26 protein-coding genes are annotated in these 26083 nt (G+C 74.2%); 12 read left to right on the forward strand and 14 right to left on the reverse strand.

Going from position 1 to position 26083, the window contains the following annotated elements; all coding sequences use genetic code 11:
• Window positions 1-93: 93 nt before the first annotated feature.
• Window positions 94-1065, reverse strand: coding sequence for a DNA primase small subunit domain-containing protein (locus tag Ae150APs1_RS24435; protein ID WP_075300544.1), 972 nt, complete (start codon window positions 1063-1065; stop codon window positions 94-96).
• A gap of 7 nt (window positions 1066-1072) precedes the next feature.
• Window positions 1073-1333 (reverse strand): DUF2631 domain-containing protein, encoded by a 261-nt coding sequence (locus Ae150APs1_RS24440; protein ID WP_010239883.1) that lies wholly within the window; start codon window positions 1331-1333, stop codon window positions 1073-1075.
• Between the two features lie 72 nt (window positions 1334-1405).
• Between Ae150APs1_RS24440 and dxr the strand changes: the two genes are divergently transcribed.
• Genes dxr through Ae150APs1_RS24455 form a run of 3 tightly spaced genes read left to right on the forward strand, consistent with a single transcriptional unit; the run spans window position 1406 to window position 4355 of the window.
• The gene (gene dxr / locus Ae150APs1_RS24445) at window positions 1406-2551 is read left to right on the forward strand and encodes a 1-deoxy-D-xylulose-5-phosphate reductoisomerase (protein ID WP_075300546.1); all 1146 of its coding nucleotides are present in this window, start codon (window positions 1406-1408) and stop codon (window positions 2549-2551) included.
• Window positions 2548-3870 (forward strand): site-2 protease family protein, encoded by a 1323-nt coding sequence (locus Ae150APs1_RS24450; RefSeq protein ID WP_029239861.1) that lies wholly within the window; start codon window positions 2548-2550, stop codon window positions 3868-3870. Before dxr ends, Ae150APs1_RS24450 begins: the two co-directional genes overlap by 4 nt.
• A complete protein-coding gene (locus Ae150APs1_RS24455) occupies window positions 3867-4355 on the forward strand; it encodes a hypothetical protein (RefSeq protein ID WP_075300548.1) in 489 nt (162 codons plus the stop codon). Before Ae150APs1_RS24450 ends, Ae150APs1_RS24455 begins: the two co-directional genes overlap by 4 nt.
• A gap of 12 nt (window positions 4356-4367) precedes the next feature.
• Here the strand turns inward: Ae150APs1_RS24455 and Ae150APs1_RS24460 are convergent, their stop codons facing one another.
• Window positions 4368-4616 (reverse strand): hypothetical protein, encoded by a 249-nt coding sequence (locus tag Ae150APs1_RS24460; protein ID WP_010239875.1) that lies wholly within the window; start codon window positions 4614-4616, stop codon window positions 4368-4370.
• Window positions 4617-4773: 157 nt separating this feature from the next.
• Here Ae150APs1_RS24460 and ispG point away from each other — a divergent pair, with 157 nt between their 5' ends.
• Window positions 4774-5931: a flavodoxin-dependent (E)-4-hydroxy-3-methylbut-2-enyl-diphosphate synthase gene (gene ispG, locus Ae150APs1_RS24465; protein ID WP_010239873.1), complete on the forward strand. Its 1158-nt coding sequence runs from the start codon at window positions 4774-4776 to the stop codon at window positions 5929-5931.
• 46 nt (window positions 5932-5977) lie between these two features.
• Window positions 5978-6811 carry a GNAT family N-acetyltransferase gene (locus Ae150APs1_RS24470; protein ID WP_029239860.1) on the forward strand — a complete coding sequence of 278 codons (834 nt, stop codon included), beginning with the start codon at window positions 5978-5980 and terminating at the stop codon, window positions 6809-6811.
• Here the strand turns inward: Ae150APs1_RS24470 and Ae150APs1_RS24475 are convergent.
• The gene (locus tag Ae150APs1_RS24475; RefSeq protein ID WP_075300550.1) at window positions 6774-8030 is read right to left on the reverse strand and encodes an FAD-dependent monooxygenase; all 1257 of its coding nucleotides are present in this window, start codon (window positions 8028-8030) and stop codon (window positions 6774-6776) included. The genes Ae150APs1_RS24470 and Ae150APs1_RS24475 overlap by 38 nt on opposite strands.
• A gap of 60 nt (window positions 8031-8090) precedes the next feature.
• Here Ae150APs1_RS24475 and Ae150APs1_RS24480 point away from each other — a divergent pair, with 60 nt between their 5' ends.
• The 4 genes from Ae150APs1_RS24480 to map all read left to right on the forward strand — a co-directional run bounded on the left by Ae150APs1_RS24480 (window position 8091) and on the right by map (window position 11767).
• Window positions 8091-8537 (forward strand): MarR family winged helix-turn-helix transcriptional regulator, encoded by a 447-nt coding sequence (locus Ae150APs1_RS24480; RefSeq protein WP_075300552.1) that lies wholly within the window; start codon window positions 8091-8093, stop codon window positions 8535-8537.
• A gap of 58 nt (window positions 8538-8595) precedes the next feature.
• On the forward strand, window positions 8596-10425 hold the full coding sequence (locus tag Ae150APs1_RS24485) for a penicillin-binding transpeptidase domain-containing protein (RefSeq protein ID WP_083680345.1): 1830 nt from the start codon (window positions 8596-8598) through the stop codon (window positions 10423-10425).
• Between the two features lie 76 nt (window positions 10426-10501).
• Window positions 10502-10879 carry a DUF3054 domain-containing protein gene (locus tag Ae150APs1_RS24490; RefSeq protein ID WP_075300554.1) on the forward strand — a complete coding sequence of 126 codons (378 nt, stop codon included), beginning with the start codon at window positions 10502-10504 and terminating at the stop codon, window positions 10877-10879.
• 30 nt (window positions 10880-10909) lie between these two features.
• Complete coding sequence (gene map, locus Ae150APs1_RS24495; RefSeq protein ID WP_075302542.1) at window positions 10910-11767, forward strand: type I methionyl aminopeptidase; 858 nt, start codon at window positions 10910-10912, stop codon at window positions 11765-11767.
• A 1-nt stretch (window position 11768) separates the two neighbouring features.
• Here map and Ae150APs1_RS24500 read toward each other — a convergent pair whose 3' ends face one another.
• The 7 genes from Ae150APs1_RS24500 to Ae150APs1_RS24530 all read right to left on the reverse strand — a co-directional run bounded on the left by Ae150APs1_RS24500 (window position 11769) and on the right by Ae150APs1_RS24530 (window position 18696).
• On the reverse strand, window positions 11769-12233 hold the full coding sequence (locus tag Ae150APs1_RS24500) for a peroxiredoxin (protein WP_075300556.1): 465 nt from the start codon (window positions 12231-12233) through the stop codon (window positions 11769-11771).
• 112 nt (window positions 12234-12345) lie between these two features.
• Window positions 12346-13176, reverse strand: a complete 831-nt coding sequence (locus Ae150APs1_RS24505) for a DUF1295 domain-containing protein (RefSeq protein WP_075300558.1) — start codon at window positions 13174-13176, stop codon at window positions 12346-12348.
• A gap of 4 nt (window positions 13177-13180) precedes the next feature.
• The gene (locus Ae150APs1_RS24510; RefSeq protein ID WP_060573316.1) at window positions 13181-14554 is read right to left on the reverse strand and encodes a cyclopropane-fatty-acyl-phospholipid synthase family protein; all 1374 of its coding nucleotides are present in this window, start codon (window positions 14552-14554) and stop codon (window positions 13181-13183) included.
• A gap of 9 nt (window positions 14555-14563) precedes the next feature.
• Complete coding sequence (locus Ae150APs1_RS24515; RefSeq protein ID WP_075300560.1) at window positions 14564-15862, reverse strand: cyclopropane-fatty-acyl-phospholipid synthase family protein; 1299 nt, start codon at window positions 15860-15862, stop codon at window positions 14564-14566.
• Window positions 15859-16659, reverse strand: coding sequence for a DUF1365 domain-containing protein (locus tag Ae150APs1_RS24520; RefSeq protein WP_075300562.1), 801 nt, complete (start codon window positions 16657-16659; stop codon window positions 15859-15861). Before Ae150APs1_RS24520 ends, Ae150APs1_RS24515 begins: the two co-directional genes overlap by 4 nt.
• On the reverse strand, window positions 16653-17924 hold the full coding sequence (locus Ae150APs1_RS24525; RefSeq protein ID WP_075300564.1) for an FAD-dependent oxidoreductase: 1272 nt from the start codon (window positions 17922-17924) through the stop codon (window positions 16653-16655). The genes Ae150APs1_RS24520 and Ae150APs1_RS24525 overlap by 7 nt, the downstream gene beginning before the upstream one ends.
• Window positions 17925-17964: 40 nt before the next feature.
• The gene (locus Ae150APs1_RS24530; RefSeq protein ID WP_075302544.1) at window positions 17965-18696 is read right to left on the reverse strand and encodes an alpha/beta fold hydrolase; all 732 of its coding nucleotides are present in this window, start codon (window positions 18694-18696) and stop codon (window positions 17965-17967) included.
• Between the two features lie 400 nt (window positions 18697-19096).
• On the opposite strand from Ae150APs1_RS24530, the gene Ae150APs1_RS24535 reads away from it, so the two are divergent.
• Window positions 19097-19900 carry a 1-acyl-sn-glycerol-3-phosphate acyltransferase gene (locus Ae150APs1_RS24535; RefSeq protein WP_075300566.1) on the forward strand — a complete coding sequence of 268 codons (804 nt, stop codon included), beginning with the start codon at window positions 19097-19099 and terminating at the stop codon, window positions 19898-19900.
• Between the two features lie 8 nt (window positions 19901-19908).
• Here Ae150APs1_RS24535 and Ae150APs1_RS24540 read toward each other — a convergent pair whose 3' ends face one another.
• A complete protein-coding gene (locus Ae150APs1_RS24540; protein WP_010240514.1) occupies window positions 19909-21300 on the reverse strand; it encodes a mycothione reductase in 1392 nt (463 codons plus the stop codon).
• Window positions 21301-21353: 53 nt separating this feature from the next.
• Here Ae150APs1_RS24540 and Ae150APs1_RS24545 point away from each other — a divergent pair, with 53 nt between their 5' ends.
• Window positions 21354-21815 (forward strand): GNAT family N-acetyltransferase, encoded by a 462-nt coding sequence (locus tag Ae150APs1_RS24545; protein ID WP_075300568.1) that lies wholly within the window; start codon window positions 21354-21356, stop codon window positions 21813-21815.
• 1 nt (window position 21816) lies between these two features.
• Here the strand turns inward: Ae150APs1_RS24545 and Ae150APs1_RS24550 are convergent, their stop codons facing one another.
• Window positions 21817-22740, reverse strand: a complete 924-nt coding sequence (locus Ae150APs1_RS24550) for a hypothetical protein (RefSeq protein WP_139317050.1) — start codon at window positions 22738-22740, stop codon at window positions 21817-21819.
• Window positions 22741-22877: 137 nt separating this feature from the next.
• Here Ae150APs1_RS24550 and Ae150APs1_RS33920 point away from each other — a divergent pair, with 137 nt between their 5' ends.
• The gene (locus Ae150APs1_RS33920) at window positions 22878-23366 is read left to right on the forward strand and encodes a lipopolysaccharide assembly protein LapA domain-containing protein (RefSeq protein WP_249266467.1); all 489 of its coding nucleotides are present in this window, start codon (window positions 22878-22880) and stop codon (window positions 23364-23366) included.
• Between the two features lie 427 nt (window positions 23367-23793).
• Here Ae150APs1_RS33920 and Ae150APs1_RS24560 read toward each other — a convergent pair whose 3' ends face one another.
• Window positions 23794-25038 (reverse strand): DEAD/DEAH box helicase, encoded by a 1245-nt coding sequence (locus Ae150APs1_RS24560; RefSeq protein WP_075302546.1) that lies wholly within the window; start codon window positions 25036-25038, stop codon window positions 23794-23796.
• Between the last annotated feature and the right edge of the window lie 1045 nt (window positions 25039-26083).

Consider the following 26083-nt stretch of genomic DNA (forward strand, 5'->3'; position numbering starts at 1 on the left):
CGGAGCCGGACCGTCTCCGCCGAGATGCGGCTCAGCGCGAGTTCCCGATCACCGGGCGACTCTGGTCCGTATCTCGGCGGAGGGGACCGGGGCTCACGCGCCGTCGAGGTCGGGGAGGTCCGGGGGAGGGGCGCCGTCGCGGGCGTCGCGGTCGGCCCACTCCAGCAGCGGGTCGATGGCGAAGACGGCCTCGTCGATGCCCGCGTGCAGGTCGCCCAGCTCGGCGTATCGGGCGGGCATCGTGGCGATCGTGAAGTCGCCGGGCTCGCAGGCGTCGATCTCGTCCCAGCGGACCGGGGCCGACACCCGCGCGTCGGGCGTGCCGCGCACCGAGTAGGCGCAGGCGATCGTGTGGTCGCGGGCGTTCTGGTTGTAGTCGCCGAAGATCGCCGACGGGTCCCGGTCCTTCCGCCACCAGGACAGGTCGACCCGGTCGCAGCGCCGGCCGACCTCGCGGGCGAACGCGTGCGCCGCCCGGCGGACGTCGGCGAACCCGTGGTCCGGCGGGATCCGGACGTAGACGTGCAGCCCGGACCCGCCGGACGTCTTCGGGAATCCGGTGGCGCCGAGCTCGTCGAGCACCTCGTGCACGACGCCGGCGACCCGGCGCACGTCGTCCCAGCTCGCGGAGGGCATCGGGTCGAGGTCGATCCGCCACTCGTCGGGGGACTCGACGTCGGCCGCGCGGGAGTTCCACGGGTGGAACTCGACGGTGGACATCTGCACCGCCCACACGACGTCGGCGAGGTGGCCCACGCACAGCTCGTCTGCGGTGCGGTTGAAGCGCGGGAAGTGCACGCGCACCGTGCGGACCCAGTCCGGGGCACCGCGCGGCAGCCGCTTCTGGTGCACCTTCTCCCCGGTGACGCCGGTGGGGAACCGGTGCAGCATGCAGGGCCGGTCGCGGAGCGCGCGGACGATGCCGTCGCCCACGGACTCGTAGTACGCGGCCAGGTCCCGCTTGGTCTCGCCCCGGGCCGGGAAGTAGACGCGGTCCGGGCTGGACAGCCGCACGACGCGGTCGCCGATCGTCAGCTCGACCGGCTCACCCGCGCTGGCGGCCACGTCCTGCTCAGTGCCGCCAGCTGCGCCGCTTGTAGATCGGGTACACGACGGCACCGACCAGGCAGAACACGGCCGGGATCGCCATGTAGAGGATCTCGGTCCAGCTGGCCGGGTGGCCGATCAGGAACAGCAGCAGGACGACGCCCGTGAGGCCCGCGGCGATCGGGAGGCCCTTTGTGAAGTTCTGGTGCCATCCCCAGTCGACCGACGGCTCCGCCTCGGGGTCGACGCCCGACCTGATCGCGACCTCGCGTGTGTTGCTCGCCACGGTGGTTCCTCCCGCTCCGCTCACTGCGGGGCCATCGTCGCACAGCACGCGGGGCGAGGATGATGGACGGTGATGAAGTCACTCGTCGTGTTGGGCAGTACCGGGTCGATCGGCACCCAGGCCCTCGATGTGATCGCGAAGGCCGGCGGGTTCGCCGTCACCGGGCTGGCCGCCGGCGGGTCGGACGTGCCCGCGCTGGCGGCCCAGGCGCGGGAGCACCGGGTGCCGCGGGTCGCCGTGTCGTCCCCGGCCGCGGCGGAGGCACTGCGGGAGCAGCTCCCGGGCGTCGAGGTGCTCGACGGGCCGGACGCCGCGACCGAGCTCGTCGCCGCCGCGGGCGCCGACATCGTGCTCAACGGCATCACCGGGTCCCGCGGGCTCCGGCCGACGCTGGCCGCGCTGGAGTCGGGGGCCCGGCTGGCGCTGGCGAACAAGGAGTCGCTGGTCGCGGGCGGGCCGCTGGTGCTCGCCGCCGCCGGGCCCGGGCAGATCGTGCCGGTCGACTCCGAGCACTCCGCGCTGGCCCAGTGCCTGCGCGGCGGCCGGGCGTCGGAGGTCGACCGGCTCGTGCTGACCGCGTCCGGCGGGCCGTTCCGCGGCCGCGACCGGGCCTCGCTGGCCGACGTGACCCTCGACCAGGCGCTCAAACACCCCACCTGGGACATGGGCCCGGTCATCACGATCAACTCGGCGACCCTGGTGAACAAGGGCCTCGAGGTGATCGAGGCGCACCTGCTGTTCGGTACCCCGTACGACCGGATCGACGTCACCGTGCACCCGCAGTCGATCGTGCACTCGATGGTCACCTTCGCCGACGGCTCCACGATCGCCCAGGCGTCGCCGCCGGACATGCGGCTGCCGATCGCGCTCGCGCTGGGATGGCCGGACCGGCTGCCCGGCGCGTCCGCCGCCTGCGACTTCGCCGAGGCGCAGACCTGGACCTTCGAGCCCCTCGACGACGACGCGTTCCCCGGCGTCCGGCTCGCCCGCGCCGCCGGTCTCGCCGGCGGCTGCGTGCCCGCCGTGCTCAACGCGGCCAACGAGGAGCTCGTGGCGGCGTTCGTGCAGGGCAGGATCGGCTACCTGGGCGTGACCGACCTGCTCGGTGAGGTGCTGGAGGCGGCCGACGCCTGGACGGGTGACCCCGCTACCGTGGCGGACGTGCTGGCGGCCGAGGAGTGGGCCCGCGCCCACGCGCGGGAGAAGGCGGCGTCGTGACCGTGCTCTGGACGATCGTCGGTATCGCGATCTTCTTCTTCGGGCTGCTCCTGTCGATCGCCTGGCACGAGCTGGGCCACTTCACGACGGCCCGCTGGTTCGGGATCAAGGTCCCCGAGTTCATGGTCGGGTTCGGCCGGACGATCTGGTCGGTGAAGAGGGGCGAGACCGAGTACGGGATCAAGGCGATCCCGCTCGGCGGCTACGTCCGCATGATCGGGATGCTGCCGCCGGCCCCCGGGTCCGGGCGGCTCGGCCGCAGCCGGCGCACCGGCCCGTTCCAGGGCCTGATGGACGACGCCCGGCGGCAGTCGCAGATGGACGTGCTGCCGCAGGACGAGGACCGGCAGTTCTGGACCCGCGCGCCGTGGAAGCGGATCGTCGTCATGTTCGCCGGGCCGTTCATGAACCTGATCCTGGCGGTGGTGCTGTTCTTCGTGACGCTGATGGGCGTCGGGGTCCTCACCCCGAACACCCAGATCGCGGCGCTCGAGGAGTGCGTGCTGCCGGTGACGGCGGTGCAGAACGGCGCTCCGGACCGGTGCCCCGCCGGGGCGCCGCAGGCCCCGGCGCTGGCCGCCGGGGTGAATCCCGACGACCGCATCCTGTCGGTGAACGGCCTGACGTTCGGGCCGGACGACGGCGACCAGCTGCAGGACGCGATCCGGGCCGCCTCCGGCCCGACCTCGATCGTCGTCGAGCGGGCGGGGCAGCAGATCCCGCTCCAGGTCGACGTCATCCCGAACACGCTGCCGGACCGTGACTCGGCCGACCCGAACGCCACCGTCAGCGCCGGGTACCTGGGTGTCCTGCTCGACACGAACTACCAGCCGATGACCGCCGGGGAGACGGTCGCGCGGATCGGCGACGGCATCGCCCGGACCGCCGAGGCGATCACCCAGATCCCGGCGCGGGTACCGGCGGTGTTCGGTGCCGCCTTCCTCGGCGAGGAGCGTGACCAGGACAGCCCGATGGGCGTGGTCGGCGTGTCCCGGATCGGCGGCGAGATCCTCGCCCAGGAGGACGCGCCCTGGCAGCAGGACGTGGGCCTGTTCCTCAACATGCTCGCCGCGGTGAACATGTCGTTGTTCCTGCTCAACCTGCTGCCGATCCCGCCGCTGGACGGTGGCCAGATCGTCCCGGCGATCTGGGAGTCGATCAAGCGGAACACCGCACGGCTCCTCGGCAGACCCGATCCGGGGCCCGTCGACGCGGCGAAGCTCCTGCCGTTCGCCTACGTCTTCGTGCTGGTCTTCATCGGCTTCTCGCTGATGGTGGCCGTCGCCGACATCGTCAACCCGGTGCGGATCTTCGGGTGACCCCGGGGGACGACCACCGCCCGCTCGCGGTCTTCGACATCGACGGCGTCCTCGCCGACGTCTCGCACCGGCTGCACTTCCTCGACGTGCACCGCTGGGAGAAGTTCTTCGCCGCCGCGCACGCCGACCCGCTGCTCGACGAGGGCGCGGAGCGGCTGCGGGAGGCACAGAAGGAGTTCGACGTCGTCTACCTGACCGGGCGCCCGGAGCGGAACCGGCGGCTCACCGAGCGCTGGCTCGCCGGGTGCGGCCTGCCGACGGGCCCGTTGTTCATGCGCGCCGACGACGACCTGCGGCCCGCCCGCTACGTCAAGCGCGAGGTGCTGCGCCTGCTCGCCGAGGAGCGGGAGGTCGCGATGATGCTCGACGACGACCCGGCGGTGGTGCGGCTGCTGGCCGACGACGGCTGGCCGATCGAGCTGGCCACCTGGCTGCCCCACTCGTCGACGCTGCAGGACGCGCAGGAGAACCAGGGCCGCACCTGAGTCACACCGGACTCACCCGGTGCGCTCGCCGGCGAGCCGCCGGCCCGTGTCGGTGAGCTGCCACCCGGACGCGGGCCCCGCCTGCGCGACGAGGCCGCGTTCCGCGAGCCGCCGCACCACGTCCTCGGTGCCCGCCCGCACGGATCCACCGCGCGCGGTCAGGCGGACCTCGTCCGCGGCGGCGTACATCCCGGCCAGCTCGTCCAGGGTCTCCGGGCCCATCCGCAGGATGTCGAGCGTCTCGCGTTCGAGGTCGTCCACCCCGGCCTCCCGGTGCCGTCGTCGGGTCGTCCGCCCGGACGATGGTCGTCGCGCGGGCCCTTCGCAACACCCGGATGCGTGGTGGCGGTCCGGTGCGCGGAGTGCGTCGCCTCACCGGGGGCGGCAGGCTGCGACGGCCGATGGGATAGTGGGGTTCGTGAGCGTCTCCCTGGGTATGCCCTCCGCGCCCGCGCCGACCCTGGCCCCGCGCCGGAAGACCCGGCAGCTGCAGGTCGGGCCGGTCGGCGTCGGCTCCGACCACCCGATCTCCGTCCAGTCGATGACGACCACCCTGACCTCGGACGTCAACGCGACGTTGCAGCAGATCGCGGAGCTGACCGCGTCCGGCTGCGACATCGTCCGTGTCGCGTGCCCGTCCGCCGACGACGCCGAGGCCCTCCCGGCCATCGCGCAGAAGTCGCAGATCCCGGTGATCGCCGACATCCACTTCCAGCCGAAGTACGTGTTCGCCGCGATCGAGGCGGGCTGCGCCGCGGTCCGCGTGAATCCCGGCAACATCCGCAAGTTCGACGACCAGGTCAAGGAGATCGCGCACGCCGCGCGCGACCACGGCACGCCGATCCGGATCGGCGTCAACGCCGGCTCGCTGGACAAGCGGCTGATGGAGAAGCACGGCAAGGCCACGCCGGAGGCCCTCGCCGAGTCCGCGCTGTGGGAGGCGAGCCTGTTCGCCGAGCACGACTTCCACGACATCAAGATCTCGGTGAAGCACAACGACCCGGTCGTCATGGTCCGTGCCTACGAGCTGCTGGCCGAGCAGTGCGACTACCCGCTGCACCTCGGCGTCACCGAGGCCGGCCCGGCGTTCCAGGGCACCATCAAGTCCGCGGTCGCGTTCGGCGCGCTGCTGCGCCAGGGAATCGGCGACACGATCCGGGTGTCGCTGTCCGCGCCGCCGGTCGAGGAGATCAAGGTCGGCCAGCAGATCCTCGAGTCGCTGAACCTGCGCCCGCGCAAGCTGGAGATCGTGTCCTGCCCGTCCTGCGGGCGGGCCCAGGTCGACGTCTACACCCTCGCCGACGAGGTCACCGCCGGCCTGACCGGCATGGAGGTCCCGCTGCGGGTGGCCGTCATGGGCTGCGTCGTGAACGGTCCGGGCGAGGCCCGGGAGGCCGACCTCGGCGTCGCCTCCGGTAACGGCAAGGGCCAGATCTTCGTGAAGGGCGAGGTCATCAAGACCGTGCCGGAGCACAAGATCGTGGAGACCCTCATCGAGGAGGCCATGCGGATCGCCGAGGAGATGGGCGAGCCGGTCGACGGCGCCACGGGCGAGCCACAGGTGACGGTCGGCTGAACATGGCTCTGCGCCGGCGTCCCGTCCGCGTGGCATGATGACCGACGTGCTGAGGGTGGCCGGTGCACGGCTTCTCGACGATCGTCACCGCTCCGGGGTGCACGACGCCCTCGACGCCGATCCGGTCGCCTCGTGCATGGTCGCCGCCCGCGTCGAGGCCGTGGGCCTGGATCCGTGGCGGCTCGGCGGTGAGCTGTGGTCGTACGGCGGGCCGGCCGACGGGCTCTGCTTCTCCGGGGCCAACCTGGTCCCCCTGCGGGGCGAGCGTGCCGCGATCCGCGCCTTCGCCGACCGCGCGCGGCGTGGTGGGCGGGTCTGCTCGTCGCTGGTCGGCCGCGCCGAGCTGGTCATGCCGCTGTGGGACGAGCTCGCCCCCGGCTGGGGCCCGGCCCGCGAGATCCGCGCCGACCAGCCACTGATGGCGCTGCAGGGGCCGCCCGCGGTGGCGCCCGACCCGCACGTGCGGCCGGTGCGGATCGCCGAGCTGGACCGCTACCTGCCGGCGGCCGTCGCGATGTTCACCGAGGAGGTCGGCGTCGACCCCCGTGACGGCGACGGCGGCGCGGGGTACCGCGCCCGGGTCGCCGAGCTGATCACCTCGGGGCGGGCGTTCGCCCGGTTCCACGAGGGCGAGGTCGTGTTCAAGGCCGAGGTCGGTGCGTTGTCCCGGACGGTCGGGCAGATCCAGGGCGTCTGGGTGCACCCGGCCTGGCGCGGGCACGGCCTCGGGACGTCCGGCACCGCCTCGGTCGCGGTGGCGCTGTCCGCGATGGGCCGGTGCGCCAGTCTCTACGTGAACGCCTTCAACACCCCGGCCCGCGCCGCGTACCGGCGGGTGGGGTTCACCCAGGTCGCCCGGTTCGCGACGGTCCTGTTCTGAGCCGCAGCCGCGAGCGCGCGGCTGCGACAGTGCCCGCGGCACGCAGCGCCGTCGCCCCGATCGGCCCGGCGAGCCTGCGCTGCAGTGCCAGTGGCTGCAGCGACTCCCGTACGGCCGCCGGCCCGTAGCCCGCCATCTCCCGCTCGTAGGCCAGCAGGGCCAGCGGGACGGTGGTGTCGCCGTCGCGGGCCCGCACCAGGTGCCTGGCGAGGACGTCGGCGTCGCGGACCGCGGTGGCCGCGCCGCGGCCTCCCGTCGGGGGCATCGCGTGCACGGCGTCCCCGATCGCGGTGACATTGCCGGTGGGCCACGGTGCCGGGTCGGCGTCCGGGTCGGCGGCGAGGAACCGGAAGTGCGCGACGGTCCCCGGTGCCACCCGGCTGCCCAGTTCCCGCAGGCCGGGATGCCAGTCCCGGAGCAGCTCGCCGAGCATGCCGACGAGACCGGGACCGTCGAGGCCGCCCGGGTCGCGGGGCCACCGGTCCGCGGGCAGCAGCGGGCCCAGGACCAGGGACGCCGGTTCGGCGATCGCGGGCGGCGAGGTGCACGCGGCCACGGACACCGGGCCGGTGCCCGGCTCGTGGACGCTGAGGAACACGCCCAGGCCGCCCGGACCGAACGCAAGAGCGGGACCGTCCGCGAGCGCGGCCGGGAGGAGGGCGCGGGCGTCGTCGTCGAGCGGGACCTTCCCCGCGATCCCGTCGACGCCGGTCGGTGCGGCCGTCGGGCGGCCCGCCAGCGCGCGGGCGACGGCCGACCCGGTGCCGTCCGCGCCGACCAGGACGTCGGCGGTGGTGCTGCCGCCGGAGCAGTCGACCCGGACCCGTCCGTCCGGGGTGGGGGTGTGTCCGTGGTGGACCGAACCCCAGCGGACGTCGAGATCGTGGGCCAGGAGCGTCCGCAGCGGGACGCGGCCGATCATCAGGCGCTCCCCGGGCGGCATCGGTTCCGCTGACAGTTCCCGCAGCCGGTGGTCGCAGAACGTGAACCGGCGGAACGTGGCGCCGCCCGCGGCCGAGGCGAGCACCGCCTGCAGTACGGGCGGCGGGAGGAGCCGGCCCAGTGCCGAGCAGGCGGTGTCGTCGAGGTGCAGCCGGTAGCCACCGGTGTGTTCCGGGCGGGCGTCCCGCTCGTGCACCACCACCTCGATCCCCGCGCGCTGCAGCCCCTGCGCGAGCGCCAGTCCACCGATCCCGCCCCCGGCCACCACGACCCGCATGCCGTCCCCCCTCAGTATCAGGTACCTGTTTGTAGAGAAGGTGCCTGATACCGTGCGCGTGTGCAAGAGGACGCCCTCCCGCTGTGGGAGCTGATCCGGACCGCGCACGTCGTCGCACGCGGGTTCCACGAGGTGTTCGCGGAGGCCGGGCTGACCCCGACCCAGTTCGGCGTGCTCGCCGAGCTGCGCGACCGCGAACGCGACGGCCGGCCGTCGCCGTCGCAGGCGGAGCTCGCGCGGGTGGTGCTGCTGCGGCCGCAGAGCGTGGGGGAGCTGGTCGCCGATCTCGTCGGACGCGGGCTGGTCCGGCGGGACGGCCCGGGCGGGCGCGGCCGGCGCGCCGGGCTGGAGCTCACCGACGACGGTCACGCGGCCCTCGGGCGGGCCTGGCCGCTGGTGCAGGCGTTCAACGCGGAGTCGTCGACGGGCCTCGACGCGCGGCGCTCCACCGAGCTCGTGACGATGCTGCGCACCGTCCGGGAGTCACCGGCCGGCGGCCGGTCCTGAGTTCGCGACCCCGGGGCTTCATCTCCACGTGATCTCCGGGTGGGCATACTGACCGACCGTGCGCTCCCTGCGGAACCGCCCCGTCGTCCTCGCTGCCGTGATCGCCGTCCTGGCGGCGGCCGGCGTCGTCGTGGCGCTGCTGCGTCCCTGGGAGGGGGCGGGCACGACGGCCGAGCGGTACGCCGAGGCGTGGGCGGCCGGCAACGCGCCCGTCGCGGGCGGGTACACGACCGACCCGGCAGCGGCCGGCCCGTACCTCGAGCGCGCCCGCACCGACCTGTCCGCGACCGCGATGACGGCGCGGGTCACCGGCACCCGCACCGAGGGGGAGCGGGCCACCTCGACGATCGAGGTGAACTGGGACCTCGGGCAGGGCCGGGCCTGGAACTACACCCTGGACCTGCCCCTCGTCGCCGCCCCGGAGACGGACGCGAACGACACCGGCTGGGCGGTCGACTGGTCCCCGGCGGCGTTCGCGCCGGACCTGGCCGACGGGCAGCGCCCGGTCGCCCGCACCGTCACGGCCGATCCGGCTTCGGTGCTCGACGCGAGCGGCGCGACGCTGCTCGCGCCCACCCCGGTCGTCACGATCACCCTGGACAAGCGGAACGTGGCCCAGGCCGCGGGGCCGCTCGGTTCCGCGCTGGGCGGGGTCGACCCCGCGATCACCCGGCAGAGCATCACCGCCGGCGCGAACGGGACCCCGGAGGGGCAGGCGTACACGGTCGCCGTCCTGCGCCAGCCGGACTACCAGCGCGTCCGTGACCGGATCTACGAGCTCCCCGGGGTGCGGTTCGCGCCGTCGACCCGGCTGCTGCCCCCGGACTCCGGGTTCGCGGGCCAGGTGATCCAGGGCGCCCGCGCCGAGATCGACAAGGCCGCGGGCGGGACGCCCGGCTGGTCGGTCGACGCCGTCGGCGCGGACGGGTCCACGGCCCGTTCGCTGACCGGCACCCCGCCGCGGCCCGGGCAGCCGGTGACCCTGGAGCTGGACCGCACCGTGCAGGACGCCGCGCAGGCCGCCGTCGACGGGCAGTCCCGGCAGGCGATGATCGTCGCGGTGCGGCCGTCGACCGGCGCGGTCCTGGCCGTCGCGCAGAACCCGGCGGCCGACCGGGACGGCGCCGTCGCCCTGACCGGCCGCTACCCCCCGGGCTCCACCTTCAAGATGATCACCGCGTACGGGGCGATGTCCGCGGAGAACCTCACCCCGCAGTCGCCGGTCGACTGCCCGGGCACCACCGTGATCGACGGCCGGACCATCCCGAACGAGGACACGTTCGCGCTCGGCACCGTCCCGCTGCAGCAGGCGTTCGCCCGCTCGTGCAACACCACCTTCACCCGGCTCGCCCTCGGCCTCCCGGCGGAGGGGCTGCCGAACGCGGGCAAGGCGCTCGGCTTCGGCGCGGACTGGAACATCCCCGGCATGACGACGATCACCGGCAGCGTCGACGCGGCCACCGACGACCTGCAGCGGGCGTCCGACGGGATGGGCCAGGGCGACGTGCTGGCGTCGCCGTTCGGGATGGCGATGGTGTCGGCGACGATCGCGCACGGCGCCCCGGTGACACCGAGCCTGATCCGTGGTCTGCCCTCCGAGGCGACGGTCGCGCCCGGCACCCCCGACCGTGCGGTGCTCGACCAGCTGCGGCCGATGATGCGGGCGGTCGTCACCTCCGGCACGGCGACGGCGGTGAACGGGCAGGACGAGGTGTTCGGCAAGACCGGCACCGCCGAGTACGCCGGGCCCGACGGCAGCAACCGCGCGCACGGCTGGTTCACCGGTTACCGCGGCGACCTGGCCTTCGCCACCCTCATCGTCGACGGCGGCTCGTCCGGCCCGGCGGTCCAGCTCTCCTCTCAGTTCCTGCAGAACGTCCCGCGGTGATCACGGATCGGGAAGCCCGGCGGTCACATGTGGCCGCCCCGCTTCCCGATCCGTGATCACGGCCTATCCTTGGTTCGTGTTCTCCCGTCGGGGTGCTGTGGTCGCCGATGTCGTTGCGGTCGTGGTGTTCGCCGCGATCGGGCGGATGAGCCATGCCGAGGCGGGCAGCGTCGTCGGGCTCGCCGGGACCGCGCTGCCGTTCCTGGCCGGGGCGGCGGTGGCATGGGCGACGCCGTGGGTGCGGGCCGAGCCGGTCTCGTTCCGTGCGGGACTGGTGGTGGTGGCGCTCACCGCGGGCGTGGGGTGCCTGCTGCGCTGGGCGTTCCTGGGCCGGCTCCCGCTGTCCTTCGCGATCGTGACGGTGGTCGCGCTCGCCGTGCTGCTGCTGGGCTGGCGGGGGGTCTCGGCGGCCGTCGTCCGGGTGCAGGCGGCGCGGGAGACGTCACGCGGCTGAGGACGCGCTCCGAGGCCTACCATGGAGGACATGGCCACCCGCACGTTGCTCGTCCCCGGCACGCAGACCCCGATCCGCGAGGTGCCGAAGCACATCCCGCGGCCCGAGTACGTCGGCAAGCCGGCCCCGGCGCGCAGCCGCAACGGTGACGTCCAGACGCCCGAGACGATCGAGCTCATGCGGCACGCCGGGAAGGTCGCCGCGCAGGCGCTCGCGCTGGCCGGCGAGACGGTCCGGCCCGGGATCACCACCGACGAGATCGACCGCGTGGTCCACGAGTTCCTGCTCGACCACGACGCCTACCCCTCGACGCTGGGCTACCGCGGTTTCCCGAAGTCCTGCTGCACCAGCCTCAACGAGGTCATCTGCCACGGGATCCCGGACAGCACGGTGATCGACGACGGCGACATCCTCAACGTCGACGTCACCGCCTTCGTGAACGGTGTGCACGGCGACACCAACGCCACGTTCCTCGCCGGTGACGTCGCCGAGGAGCCGCGGCTGCTCGTCGAGCGCACCCGCGAGGCGACGATGCGGTCGATCAAGGCCGTCCGCCCGGGCCGTGAGCTCAACGTCGTCGGACGGGTGATCGAGTCCTACGCGAAGCGCTTCGGCTACGGCGTCGTCCGTGACTTCACCGGCCACAGCATCGCCCACGAGTTCCACTCGGGCCTGGTCGTGCTGCACTACGACCAGCCCGACGTGCACACCGAACTCGTCCCGGGGATGACCTTCACGATCGAGCCGATGATCACCCTCGGCGGCATCGACCACGACACCTGGGACGACGACTGGACCGTCGTCACCAAGGACAAGTCCTGGGTCGCCCAGTTCGAGCACACCATCGTCGTCACCGACGACGGCGCGGAGATCCTGACGCTGCCCTGACCTACGCGGCCCGCCGCTCGCGCAGCGCGGCCAGCGCGTCGTCGGCGCGCTTGGTCATCGCCGTCTCGGAGCTGATCTCGGCGAGGATCCGGCGGTCGGTGCCGATGACGAAGGTGCGGCGCCGGGTGTGGAAGTTGCCCGGCAGCCACGCCCGCCACGCGCCGAACGACTTCGCGACGGTGTGGTCGGCGTCGGACAGCAGCGGGAAGCCGAAGCCGTTCGCGGCGGCGAACATGTTCTGCTTGTCCGGCCGGTCGCTGGAGATCCCGACGGGTTGCGCGCCCAGCTCGGCGAACTCCGCCGAGAGGTCGCGGAAGTGGCAGGCCTCCTGGGTGCAGCCGCCCGTCATCGCGGCGGGGTAGAAGAACAGGACGACCGGGCCGGCGGCCAGCAGGTCGGTGAGCCGGCGCGGGGCGCCCGTCTCGTCGGCCAGTTCGAAGTCGGTGGCGAGGTCGCCGACGGCCATGGTGTCTCCTCGGGCTGGGAAGGGCTGGAAGGGGAACGGTCTCGCCGTGACGTTCGGTCCGCGGACCGTGCCGGTTCGGCGTCCGGGTGCGTCCGATGATCCCGCAGGCGGGTCACGGCTGCGGGCGGGGCGCGCGCGGCGGGAGCGGGAGGAACCCGCTGGTGCGGCGGACGTAGTCGGCGTAGCCGGGGCGCCGGTCGGCGATGTCGCGCTCCAGCAGTGCGGCGCCCGTGCCCTTGACCAGGTTGGCCGTGATGACGGCGACGCCGACCAGACCGATCAGCCCGGCCGGATGTGCCAGGGCCAGGAGCCCCAGCCCCCACCAGACGCACGCGTCGCCGAAGTAGTTGGGGTGCCGCGTGTAGCGCCACAGCCCGGAGTCGAGGACCTCGCCGCGGTGCGCGGGGTCGGCGGTGAACCGGGCCAGCTGGGCGTCGCCGACGGCCTCGAAGCCGAACCCGACCGCCCAGACCAGCATCCCGAGCACGGTGACGACCACGCCCCAGGTCCCCACCGCCCCGTACGGCGCGATCTGCACCGGCAGCGACACGACCCACATGACCGCGCCCTGGGTCAGGTAGACCTTCCGGAACGCGTACGCCGCCGGGTTCCCGGGCGCGCGGGCGAGGAGATCGACGTAGCGCCGGTCCTCCGGCTTCCCGTGGTTGCGCCGGGCGATGTGCCGGGCCAGCCGGCCGCCCCAGACGGTGACGAGCACGACCACCAGCACCCGTCGCCAGGCGTCCCCGGAGGGATCGAGCAGTGTCGCCGTCACGGCGCTGACCAGCGCGATCAGCACGAACCCGAGCCCCCAGACGACGTCGACGCCGTCGTGCCGGCCGCGCCGCACGCCGACCGCGAGCGCCACGACCATCAGCACGAGGACGGCGGCCAGGGTGACGCCGAGGTTCGCGGCCAGGGCGGTCCAGGGGTACGGGTTCACGTGATCATCCTGCGGTGGCGGGGTCCTGCTCGCGCGCCGGAGCCGCCGGGGCCGGGTCCAGGGCGGGGTCGCGGCCCAGGATCCCGGAGCGGCTGCGCGGCAGCCCGGAGGTGCCGTCGGTCCCGGGGCGTACGGTGAGGACCTGGTGCACGCCCATCCGGTTCTCCTCGAAGGCCAGCGCGGCCCCGGCCAGGTACAGCAGCCAGATCCGCCACTGCTCCTCACCGATCATCCGGACGGCGGTCTCGCGGTGCCGCTGCAGGGTCTCCAACCAGGGCCGGACCGTCCACACGTAGTGCTCCCGCAGCGAGTGCACGTCGACGATCTCGTGCCCGGCACGCTCCAGGAAGCCGAGGGTCTCGCCGAGCGGGCGCATGTACATGTCCGGGGCGACGTAGGACTCCATGAACGCCCCGCCGCCCGGGGCGGTGTTGGCGCCGGCCGATCCGCGCGACATCTGCTGCAGCAGCAGCCGGCCGTGCGGGCGCAGCAGCCGGTGCAGCCGCTCCGCGTACACGGGGTAGTTGTCCTGGCCGACGTGCTCGCCCATCTCGATCGAGGCCACCGCGTCGAACGGCTGGTCGTCGATCTCGCGGTAGTCCTGCAGGCGGATCTCGACCCGGTCGGACAGGCCGGCGCGACGGACCCGCTCCACGCCGTAGTCGCGCTGCTGCGCCGACAGCGTCACCCCGGTGGCGTGCACGCCGTAGTGCTCGGCGGCGTGCACCAGCAGCGACGCCCAGCCGCAGCCGACGTCGAGCAGCCGCATCCCGGGCCCCAGCCCGAGCTTGCGGCAGATCAGGTCCAGCTTGTCGCGCTGCGCGTCGACCAGGGTGTAGTCGGGGCCCTCGTCACGGGTCCAGTAGCCGCACGAGTACGCCATCTGCGGGTCCAGCAGGAACGCGTAGAACTCGTTGGAGAGGTCGTAGTGGTGGCTGATCGCGTCGGAGTCCCGCCGGCGGGTGTGCAGGCGGCCGCCGAGCCGGGCCTCCGAGGCGGGCGGCTTCGGCGGCGGGCCCACGGCGCGCAGCCGGGCCGCGGTGCGCAGCGCGGACACCTTCTGCCGCAGGTCCGGCCGCACCGCCCCGGAACCGGGGCGGGCCAGCTGCCAGAACCGGGACAGCCCGTCGGCGACGTCGCCGTCGACGTCCAGGTCACCGGAGACGAACGCGCGGGCCAGCCCCAGCTCGCCCGGGGACCAGAGCAGGCGTCGCAGCGCGCGCCGGCGCCGGACGATCACCGTCGGCGGGTGCGGGTCGTCCGGGGAACCCGGGTGACCGGCCTCGCTGCCGTCCCAGGCGCGCAGGCGTACCGGGAGCGGGGCGCCGAGGACGTCTTCCAGCAGTGACGCGAGCCGCTGGGCGGGGGTGGGGGACATGGTTCTCCTCTAGAAGGACGGCTTGCGCTGCAGCGAGAACTGGAAGACGTCGAGGTAGCCGACCCGGAACCCGGCCTCGCAGTAGCCCAGGTAGAACTCCCACATCCGGCGGAAGGTCTCGTCGAACCCGAGCCCCTCGACGTCGTCCCAGCGGTCCAGGAAGCGCTCGCGCCAGTGGCCGAGGGTGCGGGCGTAGTCGAAACCCAGGCTGCGGCGCTCGGCGACGTGCAGCGTGGTGTCGGCCGCCAGGTTGCGCTCGATCGACGTGACCGACGGGATGAGGCCACCGGGGAAGACGTACTTGTGGATCCAGGTGTAGTCGTCCTTGGCGACGACCATCCGGTCGTGCGGCATCGTGATCGACTGCAGACCGACCCGCCCGCCCGGTGCGAGCAGGCGGTCCAGCGCGGCGAAGTAGGTCGTCCAGTACGCCTCGCCGACCGCCTCGACCATCTCCACCGAGACGACGGCGTCGTAGCTGCCCCGGGCCTCGCGGTAGTCGCGCAGCAGCACCTGCACCCGGTCGGCGACGCCGTCCTCGGCGATCCGCTGCTCGGCGAGGGTCTTCTGTTCCTCCGAGATGGTGAGCGTGGTGACGCGGGCCCCGCGCTGCGCGGCGCGGGTCGCGAGACCGCCCCAGCCGGTGCCGATCTCCAGCACGTGCATCCCGTCGCGGACGCCCGCCATGTCGAGGATGCCGTCGATCTTGCGCTCCTGGGCGAGCACCAGGTCGTCGGAACCGCCGGCGAACCAGCCCGCGGAGTGGGACATGGTCTCGTCCAGGAAGAGCGCGAACAGGTCGTTGGAGAGGTCGTAGTGGCGGTGGATGTTCTCCCGCGACCCCTCCAGCGAGTTGACCTCCTCGCGGGGCTGGCGGGCCTCCACGTACCGGCGGGCCAGGCGCTGCAGCACCGGCGGGATCAGCGTCGACAGCCTGGCGGCGAACGGGGTGAGCAGGCCGGGCAGGTCGGTCGTCGTCCAGTCGCCCGCCATGTAGGACTCGCCGAAACCGATCTTGGAGTCGGCGCCGAGCCGGGCGAAGAACGCGGCCGGGCGCTCGATCCGCATCACCGGCGAGTCGGTCCCGCCGGAGCCGATCCGCTCGCCCCCGGGGAACACCACCCGTACCGGCAGCCTGCGGACGGCGTTGCGGAACAACGACTCCGCGATCCGGGCCTTCACCGGCGCCGACGGCGGAGTGGCCAGTCCCGGCCAGATCCCCTCGTTCGGGCGGGGGACGGCGCGGGTGCGCGGCCGGCCGGCCGGCTGCGGGGAGTCGTCACGGGACAGGTCGTGCTGCATGGTCATCGCGTGACCCCTTCCTCGGAACGGTCGGCTGCGCGGGACTCCTGCTGTTGTTCGTCCAGCTGGCTCGTCTGGTTCTGCGGTGGCCGCGTGGGCCGGGCCACGATCGGCAGTCGGCGCAGCCACAGCGCGATGCCGTGCCGGCGGATCAGTGCGGACGTCCGGAGCGTCACCAGCGGCCTGCGCAGCACCGTGCGCGCGACCTCCCGCGGCGTCGCCGTGCGGCGGCGGCCGGTCAGGGTCGCGACGAACGCCGGTGCGCCCTCCTGGTGCAGGGTGACCGCGATCCCGAGCCGCTCGCCGGGCTCCGGGAGCCGCATCGTGTAGTGGCCGTCCACGGTCAGGAACGGGGAGACGTAGAACTCCTTGGCCGCGCGGTACCGCCCGTCGCCGTCCCCGTCGCCGGGCTGCAGCAGGTAGCAGTGCTGCTCGCCGTAGGTGTTGTGCACCTCCGCGATCACGCAGGCGAGCGAGCCGTCGGCGCGGTGGCACCAGAACACCGAGATCGGGTTGAACACGTGGCCGAGCACCCGGGCGTTCGCGAGCATCGACACCCGCCCGCCCGCCAGGTCGATGCCGTGCGCGGCGAGGAAGGTGTCGACGTTCGCCCGGATCGTGCGGTCCGGGTCGCCGAGGTGGTCGGCGGCGCGGAACCGGGCGAACGGGCGCAGCCACCGGGGCAGCCGCGGCAGCTCGTCGAGATCGACCAGCCACAGGTAGGTCGGGTGCGCGAAGGCGGTCTCGAGGTCGCGGCGGCGGGCGTGCCGGACCTCGGCGTCGTACAGCGCCGGCGTCACCATGCGACACCCAGCGCGCGGGCCGCGCGGACACCGGAGGCGCACCCGTCCTCGTGGAAGCCCCAGCCGTGGTACGCCCCCGCGAACGCGGTCACCGGGGTGTCGAGCTCCGGCAGGCGGCGTTGTGCGGCGACCGAGGTGGGCGTGTAGATCGGGTGCTCGTACTGCATCCGGGCGACGACGGCGTCCGGGGAGACCCGGCCCGACCCGTTCAGCGTGACGACCCAGTCGTCGGGGTCGGTGAGCCGCATCAGGCGGTTCATGTCGTAGCTGACCAGCACCGGCGCCTCCGCGGAGTCGGCGCAGGCCGGCTTCAGGTAGTTCCACGACGCCCGGGCGCCGCGGGCACGCGGCAGCAGCGAGGCGTCGTGGTGCAGCCACGTCTCGTTGCGCGAGTACTCGAACGCACCCAGCACCTCCCGCTCGGCGGCGGTCGCGTCGTCGCCGAGCAGCCGCAGCGCCTGGTCGGGGTGGGTCGCGACGACGATCCGGTCGAACGCGGCGACCGCGTCGCCGTCGTCGCGGACCTCGACGCCGGCCGGGGTGCGCAGCACCGACCGCACCGGGGTGCCGGTCCGCACCGCGGGCAGCTGCTTGACGATCCGGTCCACGTAGGACCGCGACCCGCCGGTGACGGTGCGCCACTGCGGCGAGCCGCCGATCGCCAGCATCCCGTGGTGGTCGAGAAAGGTGAACAGGTAGCGGGCGGGGTAGCTCATCGACAGCGCCGCGCCCGCCGACCACACGCAGGACACGACCGGGATCATGAAGTGCTGCACGAAGTAGCGGGAGTAGCCGCCGATGGCGAGGAACGCACCGAGGGTGACGTCGCCCGCCGCCTCGTCGGCCAGCACCCGGCGGGCGTGCCGGTGGAACCGGACCACCTCGCCGAGCATCCGCAGGTACTGCGGCCGGACCGCGTTGGACGCCCGCGGGAACAGTCCGCTGATGCGCTGCGCCCCGGCGTACTCCAGCCCGCAGCCGTCGCAGCGCACCGACATCGACATGTCGGAGTCCTGCGTGGACACGCCCAGCTCGCCGAACAGCCGCAGCAGGTTCGGGTAGGTGCGGTCGTTGTGCACGATGAAGCCGGTGTCGACGCGGCTGATCCCGCCGTCCGACGTCGCCAGCTCGTGGGTGTGCGCGTGGCCGCCGGGGCGGTCGTCCGCCTCGTACAGGGTGACGTCGTGGGTGCGGGACAGCAGGTACGCGGCGGTCAGGCCGGACACCCCGCTGCCCACCACCGCGACGGTCGGTCGGCCGGTCATCGGCTCACCACTCCTTCTCGCGTCGGATCCACCGCCGGGCTCAGCCGCGCGCCGGGGTGAGCGCGGCCCGCAGCCCGTCCGGGGCCGGTTCCGCCATGGCATTCGTGATCGACGGGTCGAGAGGTTCGGCCCCGAGCTCGCCGAGCACGAACCGGGACACCAGCGACGTCCAGTCCCCGGCCCGGCGGAGCATGGCGTGGCCGTCGCCGAGCACGTCGAACCGCGCCACCCGCGGGGTGACCTCGCGGGCGCGCAGGGCGTAGGCGTACGACGCGGCCGGGTCGGTCATCCGCTCGCGGTCGCCGTGCGCGATCAGCACCGCACGGCCGGCGAGCTGGGTGACCGGGTCCGAGCCGTCCAGCCACGGCGCGAGCCCGCAGACGGCGACGACACCGGGCCCGCCCGCGGCGCGCAGCACCGCGCGGCCGCCCATCGAGTGCCCGACCAGCGCGACCGGGCGGCCCGGGTAGCGGCGGCCGAGCTCGCCGAGCGCCCACTCGACGTCGCGGAACGCGTCCATGGCCTGCCCGTTCCAGCCCTTCACCCGGTACCGCAGCACGTGGACCGCGACGCCCTCGCCGAGCTCGGTGCGCAGGCCGCGGCCGCCCGCCTCGACGGCGCGGGCGAACGGCAGCATCCGCCAGTGGGCGAGCCCGCGGCGCGGCGACGGCGCCGTCGAGTGGGCCTTGCCGCCGTGCGCGACCAGGACGACGGCCGCGGGTCCGGTGCGCGCGGCACCGGTCGTCTCCAGCCGGGGGAACGGATCGGGCACGGCCACCTCACGGGGACGGGGTGCGCGGGGCACCGGGACGGTCGCGTCGTGTGGTTCGTCCGCCGGGTCCGGACCGGCCGATCTGGTGGGACCGACGTCACATCCGGGCGGCGCCCGATCACGGTCCGCACCCGGGATCGTATTTCGGTGGAACAGCTCCCCGCGCGGCGAAGCGGGCGGGGACGGCGGTCTGCGAGCGTTGTCACAGGTCGTGGGGCCGGCGGTGCCCGCTCGGTAGGAGCACGGACGCGGGTGTCGGGGCCGCCGCGCAGGATGTGGTCCGGCGGGCGGGGTGGCCGCCGCCACCGCCGCCCCGGTCGAGCCGGCCGCGGTCGGCGGGCCAGGATGTGCGCGACGAGACCGGGCCCGCGCGGGCCGGAGAGGGGTACGGACGATGGGCATGCCACCGGAGCTGACGGTGCGCGGTCGGATCGCGGCGACGCTGCGGCGCCGCCGTCGTGGGTCGGGGTTCTGGTTCGGGCTGGCGATCGCGGTGATCTGGCCGATCGTGCTGTGGGGCACCCGCCTCGGCTGGCGCGGCGCCGAGCACCTGCCCCGCACCGGGGGTGCGCTGCTCGTCGGCAACCACGTCTCGTTCTCCGACCCGATCTTCGACATCGCGTTCGGCACGACGCACGGGCGGATCCCGCGGTTCATGGCGAAGGGTGAGCTCTGGGACGTCCCGGTGGTGAAGTGGGTGCTCGGCCAGGGCGGGCACATCCCGGTGTACCGGGCGTCCAAGCGGGTCGGTGAGTCGTTCACCGGCGCGATCGACGCGCTGAGCAGGGGCGAGGTCGTCGCCGTCTACCCGGAGGGCACCTACACGGCCGATCCCGAGGGCTGGCCGATGAGGCCGAAGAACGGCGTGGCGCGGATCGCGCTGCGCTCCGTCGCCCCGGTGATCCCGATGGCGAACTGGGGCACCCAGGACTTCCTGCCCGCCGAGGGCAGGCCGAAGCTGTTCCCGCGCAAGCGGATCGGCATCGCACTCGGGCCGCCCGTCGATCTCTCGGAGTTCGCGGGGAAGCCGCTGACCCGCACCACGCTGGACGCGGCCACGAAGAAGATCATGGACGAGGTCACGACGCTGCTGGAGGGGCTGCGCGACGAGACCCGCCCGGCGACGCCCTACGACCCCGAGCTGGGGGCACGCCCGGAGGCCCCGGGCGAGCCGGTCGAGGGGCCCGGGCGCGCCGCGAGCTGACCCCCGGGTCAGACCTCCAGGCCGAGCAGGGCGTTCTCGACGACCTCGGGGAGCGCCGGGTGGATCCAGTACTGCGCGGTGGCCAGCTCGCCGGCGGTCTGCCCGAACACCATCGCCTGGATCAGCTGCTGGATCAGGGTGGACGCCTGCGGGCCGAGCAGGTGCGCCCCGAGCAGCCGCCCGGTGCCCTTCTCGGCGACGATCTTGCAGACGCCGGTCCTGTCCTCCATCGCCCAGCCGTAGGCGACGTCGCCGAAGTTCTGCACCTTGACGGTGACGTCCAGGCCCTGGTCCCTGGCCTCCGCCTCGGTCAGGCCCACCGAGGCGATCTGCGGCTCGGTGAAGACCGCGGCCGGGACGAACGCGTGGCTGGTGGCGCGCAGGTCCTCGGGGTGCGCCAGGTTGTGCCCGACGATCTTGGCCTCGTGGTTGGCGACGTGCTTGAGCTGGTGCGGCGACGACACGTCGCCGAGCGCCCAGACCCCCTCGGCGGACACGCTGCGCTGGAACTCGTCGACCGCGACCCGCCCGTCGTCGTGCACGGTGACGCCGGCCCGGTCCAGGTCCATCCGGTCGCCGTTCGGCTCCCGGCCCGTGGCGACGAGCAGGGTGTCCGCGACGACCTCGGAGCCGTCGTCGAGGGTGAGCGTGACCTCGCCGGGCCCGCCGGTCCCGTCGCCGGACAGGGCGGTGACCTGGCGGCCGAGCCGGCAGTCCCAGCGCGAGGTGGCGATCTCGGTGAACCGGTCGGCGAGGGTCTCGTCGAGGTGACGCAGCAGCTTCGGGCCGCGGGCGACGACGGTGACCTCGGCCCCGAGCGCGGAGAACACGTGCGCGAACTCCGCCGCGATGTACCCGCCCCCGAGGATCACCAGCCGCCGCGGGACGTCGTCCACCCGCATGACCGTGTCGGAGGTCTCGAACGGCACCCCGGACGCGGTGACGGCCTCCGGGACGACGGGGCGCGACCCGGCCGCGATCACTACCCGGTCGGCGGTGATCGTGTCGGTGCCCGAGCCGTCGGTGCGCTCGACGGCGAGCTCGCGGTCCGCGGTGAACCGGGCGTGCCCGAAGTAGACGGTGACGTTCGGGCTGCGCTCGACGCGGTACTCCCGGCCGCCCTCCGAGATCGGGTCGATCCGGCCGAACACCCGGTCCCGGATGTCGGTCCAGCGGATCTTGTCGACCGACCCGTCGACGCCGTAGGTGTGCGCGTGCCGGATCGTCTCGGCGACGTCGGCGGCGTAGACGTACATCTTCGTCGGGATGCAGCCGACGTTCAGGCACGTCCCGCCGAACACCCCGTGCTCGACCAGTGCCACGTCGAGCCCGGCGAAGCGTTCGTCGAGGAAGGTGTTTCCGGAACCGGTGCCGATGACGACCAGATCATGGTGGGCCACCTCTCGAGGCTAACCGCTTCCGGATGCTCACGAGGCTCTGGTACCCACAGCGGATGACCGTGCACACCCCGGGCGCGACGGTGCGCCGCAGCTGGGCCTCCGATCTCGATCTCGCCACCCTGTACGCGCTGCTCGCGCTGCGTACCGAGATCTTCGTGGTCGAGCAGGAGTGCGCGTACCAGGAGCTCGACGGGCGCGACCTCGAGCCCCGCACCCGGCACTACTGGCTGGCCCGCGACGCCGGGGACACCGTCGAGATCCTCGCCACGCTGCGGCTGCTGAAGGAGCCCGGCGGCGGGTACCGGATCGGCCGGGTCTGCACCCGGGCCGACGCCCGTCGCCAGGGCCTCGGGCACCGGCTGATGGACGCCGCGCTGGCCGAGGTCGGGTCCGGGACCTGCGTGCTGGACGCCCAGGAGGTCCAGGCCGCCTTCTACGAGCGGCACGGGTTCGTGGTGGCGGGGGAGGGGTTCGTCGAGGACGGCATCCCGCACCTGCCCATGCGGCGCGCGTGAGCTAGCCCGCGGCGCGCTTGCGGACGTCGGGCGGGAACGCCCCGGCCGCCACGCACGCGTCGGACCAGCGGTTCAGCGCCGCGGTGACGTGGTCCAGGTCCGGGCCGAGCGCGGTGAGCAGATCGGCCTGGGAGGTGTCGGTGGCGGCCTCGACGCCGTCCCGGAAGGCCCGGCCCGCGTCGGTGAGCTCCGCGCCCGGGGCTGCGGTGGTGATCAGGCCCTCGTCGGCGAGGCGGTGTGCACCCGCCGTGGCGAACTCCTCGGGCCAGGCCCGGGTCCCGGAGTACTCGCCGAGCGGGTAGCCGACCCACAGCTCGGCGAGGATCCCCATCCGCACCGGGTCGAGCCCGGCCGCGACGCTCGCCGCCACATGGCCGTCGCCGCGGTGCTCGCGGACCAGGTCGGCGGCCCGCCACAGCCGTCCGGCCGGATGCCCGGGGCGGGGGCGTGCCCGCAGCGCGGCGAACAGCGGCCGCCCGGCACCGGCGACGGCGTCGACGGCGCGTTCGAGGACCGCCGCGACCGGGGCGACATCGGGGTCGTCGCCGAGGATCTCCTGCAGGCTCTCGACGGTCGCGTCCTCGCGCAGGCGCTGCAGGTCCTCGATCGGGAGCAGGGCGCGCCCGCGTTCCCAGGTGTCCCCGACGAACCCCGGCTCGAACACGGCGAAGGCGGCGGCCACCAGCTCCGGCGGCGGGTCGGCACCGAACGGGGCCGCACGGCCGGTGACGTAGGCCGAGAAGAAGTCGTGCCCGTGCGCGGCGGTGGCCTCACCGACCCGCGACGACCAGACGTCGTGCATCGCGAGCGGTTCGAGTGCGTCGCGCAGCGCGCGGGCGGGGCTCCCGCCCGTGACGGCCCCGGGGACGGTCACCCCCTCGGGTGCGGCGGCGAAGAAGATCCGCACGGCTTCGGCATGGTCCACGGGGGTCCTCCTGACGACGGCTGCGGCGCTGCGGTGACCGATCGTGCACGACCGAGCGCGCCGCGGCACCCCGGGCGGCGTCGTGCGCGATACTCCTGCCGCGCCGGACGCAGGGACGACGAGGAGGACGAGTGCGGATGAGCGACGATCGACGGGGCGGGGACGCGCCGGCCTGGGGCCGGGTCGGTCCGGAGGACCCCACGGCCGATCCCGCGACCCATCCCGCGATGCGGGTCCCGTCCGGCGAGGTGGAGCGCTCGGAGCAGCCGACCGTCGCCGTCCCGACGGGCGACGGTGCCGGGGGTGCCGGGGGCGCCGGGGGTGCGGCCGGTTCCGCCGGTGACGGTCCGGCCGGTGACGACACCCCGACCGTGCGGCGGAGGATCCCCAACACACGCACCGGTGGTCTGTGGGCGGCGCTGATCCTGTCCGCGGTCGTGCTGATCTTCCTGCTGGTGTTCATCCTGCAGAACACCGAGCCGGTCGTGATCAACTTCCTGTGGCTGACCGGGACGCTGCCGACCGGCGTCGCGCTGCTGTTCGCCGCGATCGCCGGGGTCCTGCTCGTCGCCGTCCCGGGGACGGGCCGGATCCTGCAGCTGCGTCGCGAGGCCCGCCGCACCTGACCCCGAGCCTCCGCGTCTGCGCACCCGCGCAGGTCGCGGCGCATCCGCGCAGGTCCCGTGCATTCGCACACGCACTGTGGCGTCCGCACAGGCTGTGACTTGTGCGGCGTGATCCGAACGTGTGCGGGGGGATCCGAAGTTGTGCGGCGGGATCCGAGGTTGTGCGGCGCCGGAACCTGCGCGGGGGTTACGGGCCTGTGCGGCGCCGGAGCCTGCGCGGCGGCGCCGGAACCTGTGCGGGGGTTACGGGCCTTTGCGGCTACGGAGCCTGCGCCGCGGCTACGGAACCTGCGCGGTGGCGACTGAACCCGCGCGGCTGCCACGACGCTGTGCAGCGACCACAGAGTCCGTGCGGTAGCCACGGACCGCGCGCGGCGCGGAGACGATCTGTACGGCCGGACCGGGCGTCGCCGGTCCGGCCGACGGGTCAGCGGCGGCGTCGCCCGGCGCCGGGGCGACCGCCCCGCGGCTTCGGCTTCGGCTGTGCCGGCTTGGCGACGACGATCGGCTCACCGGACGGCTCCCGCGCCCCGGTGACACGCACCAGGTCCGGGTGGCCGGGCGTCACGGTCGCGACCTCGGGACGCACCCCCGCCTGCTTCGTGAGCAGGTCCACCTCGGCGCGCTGCTCCGGCGCGGACAGCGTGACGACGACGCCCTCCTCCCCGGCCCGGGCGGTCCGGCCGGCGCGGTGCAGATAGGCCTTCGGGTCGGCCGGCGGGTCGACGTGGACGACCAGGCCGACGTCGTCGATGTGGATGCCGCGGGCGGCCACGTCGGTCGCGACCAGCACCGGCACCTCGCCGGTGCGGAACTCGTCCAGGGCTCGGTTGCGCTGGTTCTGCGAGCGCCCTCCGTGCAGCGGACCGGCCGCGACACCCTGGCGGCGCAGCACCCGCACCATCCGGTCGGCGCCGTGCTTGGTGCGCACGAACATGATCGTCCGGCCCTCGCGGGCGGCGATCTCGGCGATCACCCGGGAGCGGTCGTCCTTGCCGACGACGAGCACGTGGTGCTCCATCGTGTCGACGCTCGCCGTCGGCGGCGCGACCGAGCGCGTGACCGGATCGGTGAGGTGGCGCCGGACGAGGGTGTCGACCTCGCCGTCGAGGGTGGCGGAGAACAGCAGCCGCTGGCCGTCGGACGGGGTGCGGTCGAGGATCCCGCGGACCTGCGGCAGGAAGCCCATGTCCGCCATCCGGTCGGCCTCGTCGAGCGCGGTGATCGTGACCTCGGAGAGGTCGCAGGTGCCCTGCTGGAGGTGGTCGGTGAGCCGGCCGGGGGTCGCGACGAGCAGGTCGATGCCGCGGCGCAGCTCGGCCACCTGCTTGTTCATCGCCAGACCACCGACGACGGCGGTGACCCGCAGGTTCACCGCTGCGGCCAGCGGGGTCAGCACGTCGACGACCTGGCCGGCGAGCTCCCGCGTCGGCACCAGGACCAGGCCCAGCGGTGCGGTCGACCGGGCGCGGTCACCGGCGATCCGGGCGAGCAGCGCGAGCCCGAAGGCCAGGGTCTTGCCGGAGCCCGTCTGCCCGCGGCCGAGCAGATCACGCCCGGCCAGGGTGTCCGGAAGGGTGGCGGCCTGCACCGGGAACGGGGCGGTGAATCCCTGCGCGGCGAGCGACTTCACCAGGGCCTCGGGCAGCCCGAGCTCGGCGAAGGACGGCATGCCCGTCGCCGGCGGTGTCCACTGGACGACCTCGGCGTCGGCGGAGCGCTGCCGCTGCCCACCGGCGCGGCCGCCCCCGGACGCGGGACCGGCCGGGCGGCCGGACTGCTGCTGACCGCCGGTGCGACGACGGCCGCCGCGACCGCGACCGCCCCCGTCGCGCTCGGTGCGACGGTTGCCGGAGGCGCCGCCGGGACGGTCGCCGGCGTCGTGCCCGGGACCGCCGGGGCGGTGCTCGGTGCCGTGGCGGGGGCCGCGGTCGGGGGAACCGCTCGCGCGGCGGGCCGCGCGGGGCTCGTCGCCGCGGCGGGGGACCGACTCACCGGGCGCCGCCGACGGGCGGGTGGCGCGGCGGCGCGGACGCCGCTCGGGGGCGTCGGGCGACGGCGGACGGAACTGGGGCCTGGACAACAGGTCTCCTCGCGTGACGTGGCACGTCCTGCGGAGACCTCTGCGATGGCGGGTGCTCGGCCGACGGGCCCGGGCGCGGCTCGGCGTCGTCGCGGCGCGCGCTCCGTGATGGGAAGGCTCGGCCCGGTAGCTCGGACGCCGGACGCTCGTCCACCGATCTTACGCCCGCCCCCCATCCACCCCGCCCTCCCCCTCGGCACACCCGCACAGGTTTCGGGTGTTCGCACGGGTTGCACCGTGTGCGGTGGGCCCGGATCCTGCGCGGTTCAGGCGGTATCTGTGCGGCCGGACCGGTATCTGTGCGGCTGGGGCGGTGCCTGTGCGGCTGGGCCGGTGCCTGCGCGGTTACCGGGCGAGCCGGCGCAGCTGGTGCGAGCCGGCGGGGCGTCTGCGCGTCGTCGGGGCCATGGAGCGGCCCGGTCCCGGCCGCGAGCCCCAACCCGCGCCCACCCCGCGCCCGAGGCTGAGCCGCACAGGTTCCGGGTGTCCGCACGGGTTACGACCTGTGCGGGTGACTCTGAGCCCGTGCGGCGGTGCCTGAGCCTGTGCGGCGGTGCCCGGGCCTGGACGGCTGCGGCGCCGGGGGCGGACGCAGGGCGGGGGCGAGCCCACGGAGCGAGTCGGGCAGGGCGTG

This window comes from Pseudonocardia sp. Ae150A_Ps1 (genome assembly GCF_001932315.1).
In the GTDB taxonomy this organism is placed as follows: Bacteria; Actinomycetota; Actinomycetes; order Mycobacteriales; family Pseudonocardiaceae; genus Pseudonocardia.